Here is a 17,436-nt window from a genome sequence, read left to right as displayed (position 1 = left end):
CCATGCTGCAACAGATGCGGAGCCTGGCGAAGTACGTCTGGGTGATCGTTGCCCTGTTCTTCGTCGGCGGCTTCCTTCTCTACGAGACGTCGGGCCTGATGGGCCGGACCCCGGTGACGACCACCACGGCCGTCGCGGTCGTGAACGGCAAAGAGATCATGTACCGCGACTACATGGCGCGCGTACAGAACCAGATTCAGTCCGAGCAGCAGCAGGCGCAGGGCCGCTCGCTGTCGCAGGACGACAACCGCCGGATCGAGAACAGTGTTTTCGATCAAATGGTGTCCGAGGTCCTGCTGAACGACGAATACCGTCGTCGAGGCATCGTCGTCACGGACGATGAAGTGCGCGAATTTGCGCGCTATGCACCGCCGCCCTGGATCACCAACGAGCCGTCGCTCCAGACGGACGGCAAGTTCGATCCGAGCAAATACGGCCGACTGCTCGCCAGCCCACAGGCGCGTCAGAGCGGGTTGCTCTTGCAGCTCGAGTCGTACTATCGCTCCGAGATTCCGCGCGAGAAGCTGTTCGACCAGGTGTCGTCGGGCGTCTACGTCACGAACGCCGAGCTGTGGCGCGCCTGGCGCGACCAGCACGACAGCGCGCAGGTGAGCTTCGTCGCGTTCACGCCGGTCCCCGATCCGAACGCCGCGAAATCGGTCTCGGACGACGACGCGCGCGCGTACTTCGACAAGCACAAGGACCAGTTTCAGGGCCCGGCTCACGCGAACCTGTCGGTCGTGATGATTCCGCGCGCGCTCACGGCGGCCGATACGGCGGCCGCGAAGGCGCGCGCCGAGTCGGTGCGTGAGGAAATTGTGAAGGGAGCGAAGTTCGAGGACGTCGCCAAGCGCGAATCATCGGACAGCGCGTCGGGCCGCAATGGCGGCGATCTCGGCAAGGGCGGCAAGGGTCGCTTCGTACCCGAGTTCGAGAAGGCCGCGTATGCGTTACCGGTTGGCGAAGTGTCGCAGCCGGTGCTGACGCCCTTCGGATTCCACCTCATTCGCGTGGACTCGAAGAAGGGCGACACGTTGTCGCTTCGCCACATTCTGATTCCGATTCAGCCGAGCGATTCGGAGACGGCGCGCGTCGACCGAGACGCCGATTCCCTGTCGCGCCGAGCGGCGCAGAGCGAGCAGGGCGCGAAGCTCGACAGCGCGGCGAAGATGCTGCATTTGCAGATCTTCAAGGTGCAGGCGTTCGAGAACGAGCCGGCCATGTCCGAAGGCCGGCAGATTCCGAGTGTGAGCGCGTGGGCGTTTGGTGGCGCGCACGCCGGCGAGACGAGCGACTTGTTCGATGACGAAAACGGCTACTACCTCGCCCGGCTCGACTCCATCCAGGGTGGTGGTGAGCCGACCTTCGACGCCGTGAAGGAACAGGTCAAGGCGAAGGTGGCGGCCGATCGCGCGATCGACAAGCTCATGCCCGACGCGCAGAAGCTTGCGGCGAGCGCGGCGAGCAGCACGCTCGAGGCGGCGGCACAGCAAGCGAGCAAGAAGGTCGAGCAGACGGCGATGTTCACGCGCGCCTCGATGGTGCCGGGCATCGGCCAGTTCAACGAGGCGATCGGTGCGGCGTTTGCGCTGCCGGCCGGCGCGGTGAGCCAGCCGGTCAAGACCAACAACGGCGTCTTCGTGGAGCGCGTGGACAAGCGCGTGCTCGCCGACAGTGCGGCGTGGGCGGCGCAGAAGGACACGCAGAAGCAGGCGCGCCTGCAGCAACTGCGCGAACAGAGCGTGCAGATGTTCCTGCAGGATCTGCGCAAGTCCGCGAAGATCGACGACAAGCGGAAGAGTATCAACGCGGCGTTGCGCAGGCAGCAGGCGTAGCGGCTCGTACCAAGCCAGAAAGGGCGACCCTCGTCGAGTGGGTCGCCCTTTTTGCATTCGGTCGAGAGGCTTCCGCGCGACTACACCGCACCCTCGTCATCCCGAGCCGGAGCGTAGCGAAAGCGAGGGATCTAACGTCCCGGTCGCGTGGCCGGCCAATCCGCCCGGACGCCGGATTCCTCGCTGCGCTCGGAATGACACGCGCTCAGGATGGCCTGGAGCGCCCGCTGCGTCCACGCGTCAAGCGCGCGCAAAAAAAAGGGCAGCCCCGATGGGCTGCCCCGTAGCGCGTGCGAGCGTCACCAAGCTGACTAGATCAACCGCTTCGGCTCCGGACGCACGGCTTCCTCGTCCTGACGGCGCGCAAAGTCGGGATCACCCGCCGACAAGCGATCGGTGCTCCGCGTATCGCGCATGGACTCGCGGATTGGCTCGCGAATCTCGCGGTCCGCGTCGTTGATGTTCTTCTTGAACTCGCGAATGCCCTTTCCGATCGAGGCCCCGATTTCCGGCACACGCTTGGCGCCGAACAGCACGAGCACGATGACCAAAATGACCATCAGCTCCATGAAACCAATGTTGCCGAAATTCATACCGTCTCCTAGAAGAGCGACCGAGCGATGAGGTACGCGATGAGCACGCCGACGATGCTCAAAAGGGACACGTCGAGCGCCACCGGCCCCAACGTGAACTTGATCAAAACTAAGTCAATGTCCAGCGGACCGAACGTTGGATTCACGCCCGCGGTCAGAAATTGTTTCGCGGCGCCGGCCGGAAACGCGAGCCGAGCCACTTGCTGTAATACGCCGCCCGCGATGAATCCGATGCCCAGCACTATCGCATGAAACACCGGGCGATGTTTGGATGATCCACGAGGTGCCATTAAGACCGTCGCTCCATGACGTACGCAATCGCGTCCGTCAGCGAAGACCGGACAGGGCTTTCAGGAAGGACGCGCAATGCCTGCTCCGCGTCATGCGCCAGCGCTTCACCCCGCTGGCGCGCGTACTCGATACCACCGGCCTCGTGGACGATGGCGACCACATCGGCCAGCACGCCGTCGTCCGGATTCTCCGTCGCGAACAGCGCCTCGATGCGCTTGCGACCAGCCGCCGAGACGCGCGGGAGCGCCGCGATCAGCGGCAGCGTGACTTTGTGCTCGCGGAGATCGAGGCCGCTCGGCTTTCCCGTCACCGACTGATCCTCGGTGTAGTCCAGAATGTCGTCGGCGATCTGGAACGCCATGCCGAGACGATCGCCGTAGCGCGCCAACGGCTCGCGGAACTCGGCGGCGCCGCACAACGCGCCGCTCTCGCAGGCGCACGCGATCAGCGACGCCGTCTTGGCGCGAATCAGATCGTAGTACTGCGCCTCGGTGAACTCGAGCGCGTCCACGGCGCCGAGCTGGCGCATTTCGCCGATCGTCAGCTCGTTGGCGACGTCCGTGACGATCTTGATGATCGCCAGATCGGCCATGCCGACGAGCGCTGTTAGCGCTCTTGAATATAAGAAGTCTCCCATGATCACGGAGACCTGATGGCTGAACAGCGCGTTGATCGTCGGCAGCCCGCGGCGCAGCACCGAATGATCGACCGAGTCGTCGTGCACCAGCGTCGCGAGGTGCATGAGCTCCACCACCGCGGCGAGCGTCTTCACCCGCGGCTCCGGCGTGCCCGTTGCCTGCGAGGCGAGCAACGCCAGCGTCGGGCGAAACATCTTGCCGCGCATCTGCAGCAGGTGGCCCGCCACGTCCTGGATCAGCGGCAGCTCGTGCGTCACGATGTGATGCATCTCGACGACGACGTCCTCCAACCCGGCGCGCACCGGCGCCTGGATGTCGCGCAGCGCGCTCGTGGCCGGCGTGCGCACGCGAACGACGGGGGGTACCAGGCCGCTCATCGCGCCGCCCGTTCGACTTCGTTCATGCGCTCGGCGATGTCCCTGAATTGAATGTCCAGCACGAATACCCGTTGATAGTACGTCAGCGCTTCGGCGGCATTCCCCTGCTCCTCCGCCGCACGCCCCAGAAGATACAACACGCCGACCAGTTGGTCTTCGCTCGCCTTCTCGTTCAACCCGCGGGACAGGATCGACGACGCCAGCCGCGGCTGCCCCTTTTCCAGAAAGCACTGCCCCAACGCTTCGTACGTGGGCAGCCTGTTGGTAGGACTGCCCAGCGCCTTCTGAAATTCCGCGATCGCTTCATCGAGCAGGCCCATCTCCTTGAAGGCGATCGCCAGATCGTAGTGACTCTGGTAATCCTCGGCGTCGACGTTCTCGGCGACACCCTGCTTGAACTTCCGCAGCATGTCCTGGAAGTCGGCGTCCTCGTCTCCCGTCGGCTCCTGCTCGGCGACGACCATCCGCGTATCCTTCGGCTGCTCGTCGTCGCGCAGCCAATCGCCCAGGTTGACGAAGCTGTTCGACGCGGCGGGCGCGGGTTCCTGCGGCGCCTGGACGCCGACGGATGGGCGGCGGGCACCAGGACCTGCCGCGCGCGGTTGTGGCTCCGGCTCGGGCTCCGGGCCCTGCAGCGCATCGAGCGCGGCGCGCGCGCGGAGCTCGTCAGGCGCCAGATCGAGCACCCGTTGATACACGGTCCGCGCCTTGTCGCCCTGCTCCGCGTCCACCAGCGAGCCGCCGAGCGAGAGATAGGCTTCGATCAGTCGCGGGCGGTCGTTCTTCCGGAACGCGTATTCGACGCGCTTCTGGTGATGGCGTACCGCGGCCGGCTCGAGCCGCGCGAGCTCTTCGGCGAGCGACATCGCCAACTCCAGGTCGCCGCCGCGCTCCGCACCGGACATCGCCGTTTCGAGTTCTTTAATACCGCCGTCGCGGTCGCCCGCCTCGAGCATCGCCTCGGCAAGCTCGCGGCGCAGCGACCAATTCTCCGGCTCGCCCTCGACGCTGGCGTGCAAAATCTCGACCGAGTGCATCGCGACCATCGTCGAGCGGCGGGCCACCGACGGCGTCGGCATCGGCTCGTCGTCGATCGTGAGGCTTTCGGTATTCAGATCGACCAGCTCTTCGAGCGGCTCGGCGGCCGATTCATCCGCCTCGTCGTCGATCAGGCCCAGATCGTCGGAGAGCGTGATCTCTTCGAGCGACGTCGTGGCGCGCGGCGTCGAGGCGGCCGGCGGCGTCGGAACGGTCGGCACGTCGACATCCATCAGCGGCAGACCATCGAGCGCGGCGTGGGCCGGCGTCGGCAGCGGCGGCGCGGGCGGCAGCGAGGTGGCCGGCGTGGTAAGCGCGGACACGTCGAACTCGATCGATGGCGTTTCGCGCGTCGGTTCGTCGTCGACGTCAGGAACGATGAATTGCAGTTCGCCGCCGATCGACTCCTCGCCGGTCTCGTCGATCCGCTCGATCGGCGCTTCGTCGCGTGAGGCGTGCGTCGGCGCCGACGAGCGATGGAGGGGCGGCGGCTCTTCGGCGCCCAGCGACGTCGGCTCGAAATCGAGCAGCGACGACGTCGGCGTGCTGCGAATGAGGTCCGCGTCGGCCAGGTACGTTTGCTCGAGTCCGAGCAGCGATTCCGACGGCGTCTTGTCGATCGCGAGCGCGTTCGCGCGTTCCTCGTCACCAATTCGCGTGATGCCGCTGAGCGGCGCGTCCATCGGGTGCGCGGGCGTGCCTTGAATCGCGATGTCGGCGCGCGTGATCGGCGCTTCCATCGGCTCGTCGACGAGCGACGGTTCGTCGAGCGACGGCTGTGCGGCGACCGGCGTGATCGGAGCGGGCGGAGTCATCGGCGCGACCGGCGGCGCCGATCGCGCCGGCGTTGGCGCTCGTGGCGGCGGCGCCGGCTCCGACTGCACGGGGATCGCGCCACTCGTCCGCGCGCGGGGCGCATCGTCCAGGTCCAGGAAAATCAGATCCTGCGACTTGGTCGCGCGCCGGCTCCCGCCGTCGGATTTGATCTCCACGGTGGGATCGAGCGCGCGAATGCGATCGGCCGTCGAGGCAGCGTCGTCGCCCCGCCCCTCGGACTGGTAGCGTGCATGGAGAATTTGCAGCTGGTCGATCGCTTCGTCCTTCCGCTCCGCCTTCGTGAGCTGGTCGGCGAGCATGAGGCGAATCTCTTCCTGGTCCGGCGAGAGGTCCGCGAACTCCTTCAGCGCGCGGAACGCTTCGTCCGTTTTGCCGGCCTTCTGCATGCGGTCGGCGTACTCGAGGAAGTTGACCTTCGCCTCGCCCTTGAAGCCTTTTTGCGCGCTGATCTTGCCGAGCTTGTAGTAGACGCTCGCGCGACCCGGGGACTGGCGGAGGATCTTGTTACACAGGGCGATGGCGTTGTTGAAAAAGCCGGTGTCGGCATAACGGTCGACCGCTTTCTCGTAGTAGTCGACCGCGTCGGCCACGTTTCCCTGGCGCAGCATGAGATCGCCGACGCGGTTGAACAGCGCCACGTCGAGCTCGTCGGCATACTCATCGAATGAATCGAGCAGCTTGACGTAAAGCGCCAGCGCCTTGTCGATCTGCTTCTTTTGCTCGAACTCGGCAGCCTGCTTTTTCAGCTGTGCGACTTTGGACATCAGCGCCTGCAGGGGCTCCGCACGGCCCAAAAACGGCCGCGGAAGACCGAGGAAAGTGGAGGCTTAAGTTACCTCTAAGTCACTAGAGTGACAAGGTTTGCCCCCCACGAACGTGGCCGTGCAGCGGTTGTCCCCGTACCAGTACGGCAACTCGCGAACGTCCCGAATGTCGAACACCGCGAGGTCGGCCCGAAAGCCGGGCGCGAGCTGTCCGACCTCCTCCGCCAGGGCGAGGGCCGCCGCACCGTTTACGGTGGCGGCGACGACCGCTTCCGCGGCGCTCAAGTGCAGCTGGCTTACCCCAAGCGTAAGGACGAGCGGCAGGCTTGGGGTCGGCGACGTACCCGGATTGAAGTCAGTCGCGAGGCCGACCGGCACGCCGGCGTCGATGAATCGCCGTGCGGGCGCGTGCTTCGTCTTGCCCAGGAAAAGCATGGTGCCCGGAAGCAGCGTGGCCACCGTGTTCGACCCCGCGAGCGCGGCGATGCCGCCGTCCGAAACCGCCGCCAGGTGATCGGCCGACGTCGCGTTGAGCGAAGCGGCGAGCTCCGCGCCGCCGGACGACGTGAGCTCGTCCGCGTGCAGCTTGAGCAAGAGACCCGCATCCCGCGCCGCACGAAGAATGACACGGCTCTCATCGACGGTGTAAACGCCGGTCTCGCAAAACACGTCGGCGAAGCGCGCCAGACGCTGCGCGGCGACGGCGGGAATCATCTCGTGCACGAGCAGATCGACGTACGCGGCGCGTTTGGCGCTCGACTCGCGATGTTCGAGCGGGATTTCATGTGCGCCGAGGAACGTCGGGACGACGCGCATGGGCAGCGCCGCGGCGAGACGTGCGATCACTCGCAGCGTCTTGAGCTCGTCGTCGAGGCTCAAGCCGTAGCCCGACTTCACTTCCACCGTCGTGGTGCCGAAGGACGCCAAACGCCGCAGTCGCGGCAGCGCGAGCTCGAACAGCGCGTCTTCGCTGCGCGTGCGCAGATCGCGCACCGACGAATGAATGCCGCCGCCGCGCCGCGCGATCTCCATGTAGTCGAGCCCGGCCGCGCGCAGCTCCTGTTCGTCGTATCGCGCGCGGCCGAAGATGCCGTGCGTGTGTGAGTCGACGAGGCCGGGCGTGATGACGCCCTGGCGGCAGTCGTATTCATTCGCGCGGGGAAACCGCGAACGCAAACTCTGGAGCGGTTCGACCGCGGTAATACGGTCGCCGGTCACCGCGACGGCGACGCCGGTCTGCACGACCGCGTCGTTCATTTCCGCGCCGCGCCGCGCGCGGGCCGGTCCGGCGCACGTCACCACTTGCGACGCGTTGACGAACAGCGTCGCGGGCGCGGTGTCGCTCATGCCAGCATGTCCTTCGCGCGCGACAAGCGCAGCGGCGCTTCGGCCTCGCCACGACAGGCGTAGAAGCACGCGTTGCAGTCGATCGGCTTGTAGCGTTTGAAGTCGCGCCAGTGAAAGTCCGTCGGAAAATCGGGACAGCGTTTCACGTTGCCGAGCGGGTCGATGTGGACGGTGCGCATGCCCGACCGGCACGGGGCGCGAAGCTCGCCGCGCAGGTAGCGCGGGATCTGCTCCAGGTAATGCTCGGAGTTGGAGACGGCGTGCCGCGTCTTGCGCTTGAACGCGAGCACGTCGGCGATGACTCGCTCGACGTCGCGCAGCTGCGCGCCGGCGATCAGGTGGTCGCGGTTCCCGTTCTTCGAGTCGGTGTAGACGCTGAGGTTCACGCCGTAGCCGAGCGCCGCGGCCCGGCGGATGATCGGCATGATCTGATCGACGTTGTCGTTCTTGATCACCGTGTTGAACCGCACGTTGTCGACACCGGCGTCGCGCATGTCGGACACCGCCGCGAAGATGCGGTTCACGAGGCCGGGAATGCCGCGCGCGCGGTCGTGCCGCTCGTCGAGATAGTCGAGCGAGATGCTGAGCTGGTGGACGCCGGCCGCCTGCAGCGCGCGTGCGCGATCGGCCGTCAGCATCGCGCCGTGCGTGAGCAGGGTGATGTACGTGAGTGGGATCGCGCGCGAGACCGCGCCGACCAGGTCCTCGAGGTCGCGGCGGAGCGTCGGCTCACCGCCGGTGAACGTCACGATCATCGGGTTGAAGAATCGCGCCGCCTCGGCGAAGCTCTCGAGCTCCTGCGTCTTTGCCGACGCGTCAGTCTTCCAGTAGTCGCAAAAGCCGCAGCGTGCGTTGCAGCGCTGCGTGACCTCGAAGCTGACGAGCATGGGCATGCGGCGCGCCTTCAGCCACGCGTACTTGCCGACGAAGAGCGGAACGTGCCAGGGGCGAAAGGCGTTGGAGAGCATATTATGAGGCCGTCATCCTGAGCGAGCGCCAGCGAGTCGAAGGATCCCCGTCCCGACGGCGGAGCCCTCCGCAATGAAGGGGGTCCCTCATGCGCCCAGAGGGCACCCGGCTCCGCTCGCTCGGGATGACTGAGCCGTCATCCCCTCATCGGCAGCTGAATCCCCTGCTCTTCCGCCGTCCGAATGGCGATGTCGTAGCCCGCCTCCGCATGCCGCGCGACGCCGATGCCCGGGTCATTCGTGAGCACGCGCTCGAGACGCACGCGCATTTCGGGCGTGCCGTCGGCGACGATGACCTGGCCCGCGTGGAGCGAGTTCCCGATGCCCACGCCGCCGCCGTGATGGAACGAGACCCACGAGGCACCGCTCGCCGTGTTCAGGAGCGCGTTGAGAATCGGCCAGTCGGCGATCGCATCGCTGCCATCCTTCATCGCTTCGGTTTCGCGGAACGGCGAGGCAACGCTGCCGGTGTCCAGATGATCGCGGCCGATGACGATCGGTGCGCTTAATTCTCCTTTTGCTACTAAATCATTCAACGCGACGCCGAACTTCGCGCGCTCGCCCTGCCCCAGCCAGCAGATGCGCGCCGGCAATCCCTGAAAGTGAATGCGTTCGCGCGCCATCTCGATCCAGCGCCGCAAGTGCGCGTCGTGCGGGAAGAGCTCGAGCACGAGCTCGTCGGTGCGATCGAGATCTTTCTTGTCCCCGGACAATGCCACCCACCGAAACGGACCCTTCCCCGCGCAAAACAGCGGCCGCACGTACTCGGGCACGAAGCCCGGAATGTTGAAGGCGTTCGCCACGCCGTTGTCGAGCGCCACCGTGCGAATGTTGTTGCCGTAGTCGAACGCGATCGCGCCGCGCGCCTGCATGGCGAGCATCGCCTTCACGTGCTCGACGATCGAGGCATTCGCGCGGCGAACGTACTCGTTGGGATCGCCGCGCCGGAGCGCCGCCGCGTCGTCGAGCGACATGCCGGCCGGCACATATCCATTCAACGTATCGTGCGCGCTCGTCTGGTCGGTCAGAACATCCGGCGTGACGCCGCGACGTACCAGCTCCGGCAGGATCTCCGCCGCATTGCCGGCGAGCCCCACCGACAGCCGGCGCTTCGCGTCGGTCGCCTCGCGAATCCACCCAAGCGCTTCGTCGAGATTCGACGTCTTGCGATCGCAGTAGCCGGTCTCGATGCGCTTGTCGATGCGCGCCTCGTCGACTTCGATCCCCAGGATCGCGGCGTCGTTCATCGTCGCGGCCAGCGGCTGCGCGCCGCCCATGCCGCCCAGGCCGGCGGTGAGCACGAAGCGGCCGGCGAGCGTGCCGTTGAAGTGCGTGTCGGCCACGGCGCCAAACGTCTCGTACGTGCCCTGCACGATTCCCTGCGAGCCGATGTAGATCCACGAGCCCGCGGTCATCTGGCCGTACATGATCAGGCCGGCTCGTTCGAGTTCTCTAAAGTAGTCCCAGTTCGCCCAGCGACCCACGAGGTTGCTGTTGGCGATGAGCACGCGCGGCGACCAGGCGTGGGTGCGAAACACGCCGACCGGCTTGCCGCTTTGAATGAGCAGCGTCTCGTCGTGCTCGAGCTTGCGCAGCGCCGCGACGATGGCGTCGAACGCCTCCCAGTTGCGCGCCGCCTTTCCCGTTCCGCCATACACCACGAGATCCTGCGGCCGCTCGGCCACCTCGGGATCGAGGTTGTTCATCAGCATGCGCAGCGCGGCCTCCTGCTGCCAGCCTTTGCAGGAGAGCGCCGAGCCGCGCGGCGCGCGAACCGTGCGGGGCGCGTGGTCGGTCGTCGGGTCGGGTCGGGTCAATACGGACATGTTGATTCGCGAATGCTCATTCAATATTTGGAAACAGCGCATCGCCCTGAATCAGTTCGGCGAGACGCTCGATGTCCGGCGCCAGCACGCGGTCGCGGTCGAGCGGCGGCACCGCGGCGCGCACGGCCGCGTGCGCGCGTGCCACGCCGCGCCCCGGCTTGAGCGGCGCCCGATAATCGATTCCCTGCGCGCCGCACATCAACTCGATCGCCAGCACGTACCGTACGTTCTTGACGATGCGCCTGAGCTTCCACGCGGCCGCCATCGCCATCGGCACCACATCTTCCTTGCTGCCGTCCGTCGGAATGGTGTCCACGCTCGCCGGATGCGACAGCACCTTGCACTCGCTCGCCAGCGACGCCGCGGTCACCTGCGCCATCATGAACCCGGAGTTGACGCCGGCGTCGCGCGTCAGGAATGGCGGCAGCCCTTGATTCAAATCCGGATGCACCAGCCGATCGATCCGCCGCTCGGCGATCGTCGCGAGGTTCGTGAGCGCGATCGCCATGAAGTCGAGCGCCATCGCCACCGACTGCCCGTGGAAATTGCCGCCGCTCAACAGATCGCCGCTCTCGAACACGAGCGGATTGTCGGTGGCCGCATTCAGCTCGCGCCCAATGACCGATGCGGCGAAATCCAACGCGTCGAGCACCGGGCCGTGCACCTGCGGCATGCAGCGGAGCGCGTACGCATCCTGCACGCGTGGATCGTTCTCGCGATGCGATTCGCGAATCTCGCTGTCCGCCAACAGCTCGCGCAGATACGCCGCCGACGCCGCCTGGCCGAGCTGTCCGCGCACGTCGTGGATGCGCGGGTCGAACGCGACCGGGGTGCCGAGCAGCGCTTCGAGCGACATGGCGCCGGCAATGTGCGCGGTGCGCCAGAGCCGGTGCGCATCGACGAGCGCCAGCGACGCAATCGCCGTATGCGCCTGCGTGCCGTTGATGAGCGTCAGTCCTTCCTTCGTCGCCAGCGTCATCGGCTCCAGATTCACCGCGCGCAGCATGTCGGCGGCGGGCCCGCATTCATCGCCGCGATGGAGCGTTCCTTCCCCGATCACGGACAGCGCGAGATGCGCGAGCGGCGCGAGATCGCCGCTCGCACCGACGCTGCCCTGCTCGGGAATCGGCGGGTGCAGCCCCGCGTTGAGCATCTCGAGCAACAGCTCCGCGAGCTCGATGCGCGCGCCCGAGTAGCCCTTGGAAATGACGTTCGCGCGGAGAAGCATCATCGCGCGCACTTCGCGCTCGGGAAGCAGATCGCCGACGCCCGCCGCGTGACTGCGCACGAGATTCACTTGCAGCTCGGCCAACCGCTCCGGCGGGATGGCGACTTCGGACAACTTGCCGAAGCCGGTCGTCACGCCATACGCGACAGCGCGTTTGCTGACGAGCAGCTCGACGATGCCGCGCGTCAGTCGCGCGCGCTGTCGTGACTGCGGCGCCAACGAGACGCGTGCACGGTCGCGCGCGACGGCGGCGACCTGCTCGATCGTGAGAGAGTTGCCGTCGATGACGACTTCGGGAGGCATGCAGCAAGATATCCATGCGAGTCATCCCGAGCGACCCTGGGCGACCAGTTGTCATCCCGAGCGAGCGAAGCGACCAGTTGTCATCCCGAGCGAGCGAAGCGACCAGTTGTCATCCCGAGCGAGCGAAGCGAGTCGAGGGACCCCCGTCCCGGCGGAGAAGCTGTACGCAGCGCTCCGCTGAGACCGGGGTCCCTCGACTCCGGCGCTACGCGCCTCCGCTCGGGATGACAACGCTCACAAACCATCCAACATGGTTCGACTCACGGCGCCCGATTCAGCTCCGCGTTTCCGACGGCACTCTGATACGACCAGTCGAACACCACGTGATCCGCCGCCACATAGGCCACGCGCACCGCGGCAAAGTGTACGCCGTCGGTCTTTTGCGTGCGAAACACGTACGCGTATCCAGGCAGCGCCTGGATGCCGGTGGGCGCGAACCCCGCCGAAGGTGCACGGTCGATCGACGTGAGGTCGGTGACCGGGGTCGTCGAGTACAGCATCATTGTGACCGCGCTACGGCCCGGTGCGAACCACAGCGAACCGTCCGCCTGACGCTCGACGGTGAAATCGAGATCGGTGCGTGCGGCCGAGCTCACCGTACCGACTCGCTTCGTGGTCTCATCCAGGAACAGGAAGCCGGCACTGTCCGCGCGCGCCGAATGCGCGTACACGACGACATTGCGGGCGTCGAAGCGCGGCGTGTCGAGATGCGCATCGCTCCACTGACTCTCGTGCCCGTCGTGTGTGATGGCGCTGACGACGAAGCATTCCGAGACGCCGTTCGCGAGATTGCCGGCGAGGAACCCGTCGGACACGGTCGAACCTTCGAGCACCCAGTTGGCCGTGCACACGCCGCGCGTGCCGTCGTATGGCGTCGAGTACACGCGATAGTGATCGAACGTCGCGCGCGAGGCATCGACCGCGTTGCTGCTCCACGCGAGTTGCACCGCGCCGTTGAGCGAGATCGACGTCAATCCCTGCGGTGCTGGGAGTCGCGACTGGAGATCGATCGAGATCGTCTCCGAATGCGCCAGCTCGTCGCCGTTGTCGTCGCGCGTGGCGACGTAGTATTGCGCCTCGGGCAGGCCGGCATCGTGGAACGACGGCGACGTCGTCGTTGCACGAAGCTGCCAATCCCCTCCGCCCAAACGCCCGTACACATTGAACGAATTGGCGCGGCCGCTGGTCGGGACTTCCCAGGTGAGCAGCACGCCGAGTGGCGTCGTGGGATCGCCGCTCGGAATCAGCTGATACGTCAGATTGGTGGGCGCGTCGGGATCGACGTCGGGACCCGTGAGCTCATCGCACGCGACGAGTGGAAGAATCACCGCGAGCGAGATCACCGAGAAGATCGAACGAGACAGTGTCATTGCGCAGTCCGGGTGGGTTACGGCACGCCAGAATGCATTCGGCACACCCTCAGACCGCTCGACGTAACTGTTTGTGAATACGCAGGTTGAAAAAACGCGCGGGGCCAGGCCGTCCTGACACGAGGACACTCCCCTGCCCACTTGCTGCGACGGTGCGCACGAGGTGCCTAAGGCACCGTCGAGCGAACGGTGGCGCGGTTGTAGTCGAACTTGATGTCCGGATCGGCCTTGAGCGCGATCGTGAAGTTGAACGCGAAGTTGCCGTTCGGCGACTGCGTAAAGGCGAAGATCGCGCGCCAATCGTGCAACTCACGCTGCAGTTGGACGATGTGGCTGGCGAACTCGTGGCGCTCGAGATCGTACGTGGTCGTCCACTGCGCCGACCACTTCGGCGTGAGATTGAAGCTGGTGTTCGCGTTGAGCGACGTGGTCGGCGGAATGCGATACAACGCGCCACCCGCCGTCGCCGACGTCACCGGCACGTCCGTGGTCGGCTGCGCGCGCAGGTTGTTGAGACACGCGTCGAGCAGGAACGGATCGTTGCCGACGGTTGCCGCGCAACGCGCTCGCGGATCGAAGTCGATGATGTTACTGCCGACGCCGCCCGACGGCGGCCGTGGACTCGAGCGCGTGAACGTCAGCGAGGCGCGCCAGCCTTGCGACGGCGGCACGATGAACCGGTCGCCGCCGCGCGAGCTGCCCGCGACGGGCTGCGCGGCCAGCGCCTGCGCCATGGCGTCGTCCGGCCGCGGCCGAACCTGATCGGTGCCCGTCGTCGGCGCTTTTTGCGGCGCGGGCACGGCCTTGCCGAACAGCCGGGTGAACACCGCGAACGGGTTCTGGTCGCGGCTGATGTTGAAGGAGGCGCTGACATTCGTCAGATACGGGCCGAACTTCGCCGTGTCGCTCAACGTGCTGCCCTGAAAGAGCGAGTAATTGCTGTTGAAGTCGAAGCCGGGCAGAAGATCGGAGCTCAACGAATAGCCCCAGTTGTCGCTCGTGAATCCGGTGAGCAGACTGCGATTGCCTTCCTGGACCGCGTGCTGATGGCGAACGAAGTCGTACGAGATCGGCGTGAAGTTGATGCTCAACAACTTCACGTTCTTCGGTGCGTTCGAGGCCTGCGTGCTGTCCTCGTCGTCCCGGCGAATCTTCGCTTCGAACGTCTGGTTGAGCCCCAGCGTCACGGCGCTCTGCTTCAGGTCGCCGAGGTAGCCTTTCCGGGTGCGGCCCGTCGCGATGAGGTAATCGTCCGACACGTTCGATGACGGCGCCCACGAGTAGCTGAGCGTCGGTTGAATCGCGTGGCGCAGGCGCGAGAACGGGCCGACGCCGGGCAGAAACGCATAGAGCGTCGGCGAGGCGCTCACACCCAGGCTGATGCGCTTGGACTTGAGCAGACTGCCGCCCTGAAAGACATACTTCCCGCCGGTGCGCTCCGACGCCACCATCAGCGGCCCCGGATCGATGTTCTGCAGGCTGAAGCTCGGCGTCAGATTGAAGCGGTTCTGGCCGAGCGACGGCAATTGAAACTCGGGCACCCAGTCGAAGTCGCTGCGATACGTCGCGGCGTACACACGCTGATCGGTGACCGCTCCGCTCTCGACGTCGTAGATCGTGAACTGCTGCGGGAAGTTGTTCCGCTGCTGATTCAATCGAAACGAGTTTCGAAAGTCCCAGCCGAAGATCTGCACGGGCGTATCGAAGCTCATCGTCGCGTTCGCGGAATTGCGGCCGTTGAACTTGGAGCTGTCCAGGCGCGGCGTCGTGATGCCGTTGATCGTCACGTCGCGCGTGAAGTACGTGAACGCGCCGAGTCCCGGCTGATCCATGCCGAGCACGTCGTTGCGCGAGAAGCTGAAGCTCGGCGTCCAGCTGAACTTGTCGCCGATCGCCACGGGCGACGTCGTGAGGCTGACCGACGGAATGCCCTGATCGACCTGCGTGCGTCCCGGATATTGTTTGCGCGTCGCGCCGATCGTCAGCGAGGCGGGGCCGATCTTCGATTGATAGTTCGCCTGCGACGCGATGGTCGCGAGCGCCGAATATGGATTGAACGTGTTCTGCCGCTGCAGCGTCGTGCTGGTGACGTAGTTGAAGTTCGTGTTCAGGTGGTTGTTGCGGCCGAAGTCTTCCTGGTGATTCCACGAGACGGCGAGGTTGGTCGAGGCGTCGCGCTGGCGCGTGTATCCAAGGCCGATGCGCCCGGCCAGAAATCGGTCGAGCCATTTGTAATCCCAGTCGGCGTTGTAGCGCACCCACCCCGGATCGCCCGGCACGCCGCCCGCGGCGGTGCGCCAGTCGAACCACGCGGACATGTCCGCGTAATCACTCAACGCCCAGTAGTAGCCGATGTGCTCGACGTTGCGGCGGTACGAGGACGAGCTGCGAATGATGTCGCCGACGCCGAACTGCGGCGTGAGAATGCCGCTGTGCCGCCCCGGCCGTTCATCGCTGAAGATGAACGGAAACCACATCACCGGAATGTCCTTGATGTAGAGAATCGCCGGGCGCGCGACCATGGTGTTGCCGCCCGTGCGCTTGGCTTCGTGATACCGAAACTGATAATCGGGAATCGAGTCATCGCAGCTCGTCATCCGGCCGCCGCCGATGTACGCGACGGAATTCTTGGCGCCCGTGGTGTCGAGATCGATGCGCGCGCGATCGAAGCTCACGTACCAGATCTCGCCGTTGTTCACGGGGAGACTGGCGTTCGTGATGAGCAGCGAGCGCGCGGCCAGATTGTACTTCCCATAGCCGTGGCCGCGCACTTCCGACTGGCCGCTGCTCGACGGCGGCGTGAGCACGTAGTGCCCGCCCGTGATCACCTGCCGATCCGCCTGCGTGTAGTAGATGCCGCTGTCGCTGACGACGCGATTGGAGTCGCGCTCGACGGCGGCGGGGCGTTTCGGCGCCGCGAGCAGATCGAGCGACTTGCGATCGGCATCGAAGTACGCCGTGTCGGCGGCGTACCGCGTCGTGGTATAGCCCTTCTTCTGCAACAGCCGCAGCGTCACCGAATCCGGTGGCGGAAACACCGGGCGTTTGGCCGTCGAGTCCTTAGTCGTGTCGCGCGGCTGCTGCCGGACGGCCGTCGCATTTCGCGGCCGTCCGGGAATGATCTGCGCTTGACTCGTGCTGACGGGGAGCACCGCGAGCACCGTGAACAGCGCGGCGCTCAGCCACTTCAGGATCACGTCAGACCCCTCGGGCGGCCGACGTCATCGTCATCGTGGTCATCGTCGCGATCGTTCGAGACCAGCGCGAGACGGCGCCGCTTGCGGCGATAGATCACCGTGGCGGCGAGCACGCTCAATTCATAGAGCGCATAGAGCGGAACGGAGAGCGCGATGGTCGTCCACACCATGTCGCCCGGCGTCAGGAACGCCCCGGCGATCACGATGAGCACGATCGCGTGGCGACGATACTTCGTCAAAAATTGCGGCGTCACGATGTTGAGCGCGGCCAACGCCAGCACGACGATCGGCAGCTCGAAGCTGATCCCGAACGTCAACACCATCGCGAATATGAAATCGAAATAATCCTCGGCCGTGATGAGCGGCACGAGCGAGGGCCCGGCGAAACCGAACAGCCACGGCAACGCCAGCGGCACGACGACGAAATACGCGAGCGCCGCGCCGGCGATGAACAGCAACACGCCCGAGAACAGCACGACCAGGCCGACACGTTTCTCGTGCGCGTGCAGCGCCGGCGCCAGGAAGGCCCACGTCTGGTAGATGATGACCGGCGACGCGAACACGAGGCCGATCGTTATCCCCGCGTTCATGATGACGGTGAAGCCTTCGCTCGGATGCGTGTACACGAGCTTGTGCTCGGGAATGAGCGGTAGCACCGGGCGCGCGAGAAGCCCGACCGCGTCGAACGTATACGACAGCCAGAAGCCGACGCCGATGCACACGAGCAGCGCCGCCAGGCAATAAATGATGCGCCAGCGCAGTTCCTCGAGGTGATCGAGGAACGGCATCTCTCCGGCATTCGACCGCGGTATCGCCATTCCCAC

At 65.8% G+C, this 17,436-nt stretch carries 12 protein-coding genes; 1 reads left to right on the top strand and 11 read right to left on the bottom strand.

From position 1 onward, the window contains the following. Nucleotides 1-2: 2 nt before the first annotated feature. A complete protein-coding gene (locus VN706_07700) occupies nucleotides 3-1,835 on the top strand; it encodes a peptidyl-prolyl cis-trans isomerase (protein HXT15500.1) in 1,833 nt (610 codons plus the stop codon). Between the two features lie 311 nt (nucleotides 1,836-2,146). Here the strand turns inward: VN706_07700 and VN706_07695 are convergent, their stop codons facing one another. From VN706_07695 to tatC, 11 genes are all read right to left on the bottom strand, one after another. Continuing rightward, entirely contained in the window at nucleotides 2,147-2,428 is a 282-nt protein-coding gene (locus VN706_07695) for a twin-arginine translocase TatA/TatE family subunit (GenBank protein ID HXT15499.1), read from the bottom strand. An 8-nt stretch (nucleotides 2,429-2,436) separates the two neighbouring features. Continuing rightward, entirely contained in the window at nucleotides 2,437-2,685 is a 249-nt protein-coding gene (locus VN706_07690; GenBank protein HXT15498.1) for a DUF4321 domain-containing protein, read from the bottom strand. A gap of 32 nt (nucleotides 2,686-2,717) precedes the next feature. Then, complete coding sequence (locus VN706_07685) at nucleotides 2,718-3,734, bottom strand: polyprenyl synthetase family protein (protein ID HXT15497.1); 1,017 nt, start codon at nucleotides 3,732-3,734, stop codon at nucleotides 2,718-2,720. Next, the gene (locus VN706_07680; GenBank protein ID HXT15496.1) at nucleotides 3,731-6,373 is read right to left on the bottom strand and encodes a tetratricopeptide repeat protein; all 2,643 of its coding nucleotides are present in this window, start codon (nucleotides 6,371-6,373) and stop codon (nucleotides 3,731-3,733) included. Before VN706_07680 ends, VN706_07685 begins: the two co-directional genes overlap by 4 nt. Nucleotides 6,374-6,436: 63 nt before the next feature. Continuing rightward, nucleotides 6,437-7,720 carry an imidazolonepropionase gene (gene hutI / locus VN706_07675; GenBank protein ID HXT15495.1) on the bottom strand — a complete coding sequence of 428 codons (1,284 nt, stop codon included), beginning with the start codon at nucleotides 7,718-7,720 and terminating at the stop codon, nucleotides 6,437-6,439. Continuing rightward, the gene (locus VN706_07670) at nucleotides 7,717-8,688 is read right to left on the bottom strand and encodes a radical SAM protein (protein ID HXT15494.1); all 972 of its coding nucleotides are present in this window, start codon (nucleotides 8,686-8,688) and stop codon (nucleotides 7,717-7,719) included. Before VN706_07670 ends, hutI begins: the two co-directional genes overlap by 4 nt. A 137-nt stretch (nucleotides 8,689-8,825) precedes the next feature. Beyond that, nucleotides 8,826-10,514 carry a urocanate hydratase gene (hutU, locus tag VN706_07665; GenBank protein HXT15493.1) on the bottom strand — a complete coding sequence of 563 codons (1,689 nt, stop codon included), beginning with the start codon at nucleotides 10,512-10,514 and terminating at the stop codon, nucleotides 8,826-8,828. Nucleotides 10,515-10,530: 16 nt separating this feature from the next. After that, nucleotides 10,531-12,045: a histidine ammonia-lyase gene (hutH, locus tag VN706_07660; protein HXT15492.1), complete on the bottom strand. Its 1,515-nt coding sequence runs from the start codon at nucleotides 12,043-12,045 to the stop codon at nucleotides 10,531-10,533. Nucleotides 12,046-12,305: 260 nt separating this feature from the next. Then, on the bottom strand, nucleotides 12,306-13,415 hold the full coding sequence (locus VN706_07655) for a hypothetical protein (protein HXT15491.1): 1,110 nt from the start codon (nucleotides 13,413-13,415) through the stop codon (nucleotides 12,306-12,308). Between the two features lie 167 nt (nucleotides 13,416-13,582). Further along, nucleotides 13,583-16,612: a putative LPS assembly protein LptD gene (locus VN706_07650; protein HXT15490.1), complete on the bottom strand. Its 3,030-nt coding sequence runs from the start codon at nucleotides 16,610-16,612 to the stop codon at nucleotides 13,583-13,585. Next, entirely contained in the window at nucleotides 16,609-17,430 is an 822-nt protein-coding gene (tatC, locus tag VN706_07645; protein ID HXT15489.1) for a twin-arginine translocase subunit TatC, read from the bottom strand. Before tatC ends, VN706_07650 begins: the two co-directional genes overlap by 4 nt. Nucleotides 17,431-17,436: the final 6 nt, after the last annotated feature.

The sequence above is a fragment of the Gemmatimonadaceae bacterium genome, from assembly GCA_035606695.1.
In the GTDB taxonomy this organism is placed as follows: Bacteria; Gemmatimonadota; Gemmatimonadetes; order Gemmatimonadales; family Gemmatimonadaceae; genus JAQBQB01.
Note: the sequence above shows the minus strand (reverse complement) of the source record. Positions and strands in the feature narration are given on the sequence as shown.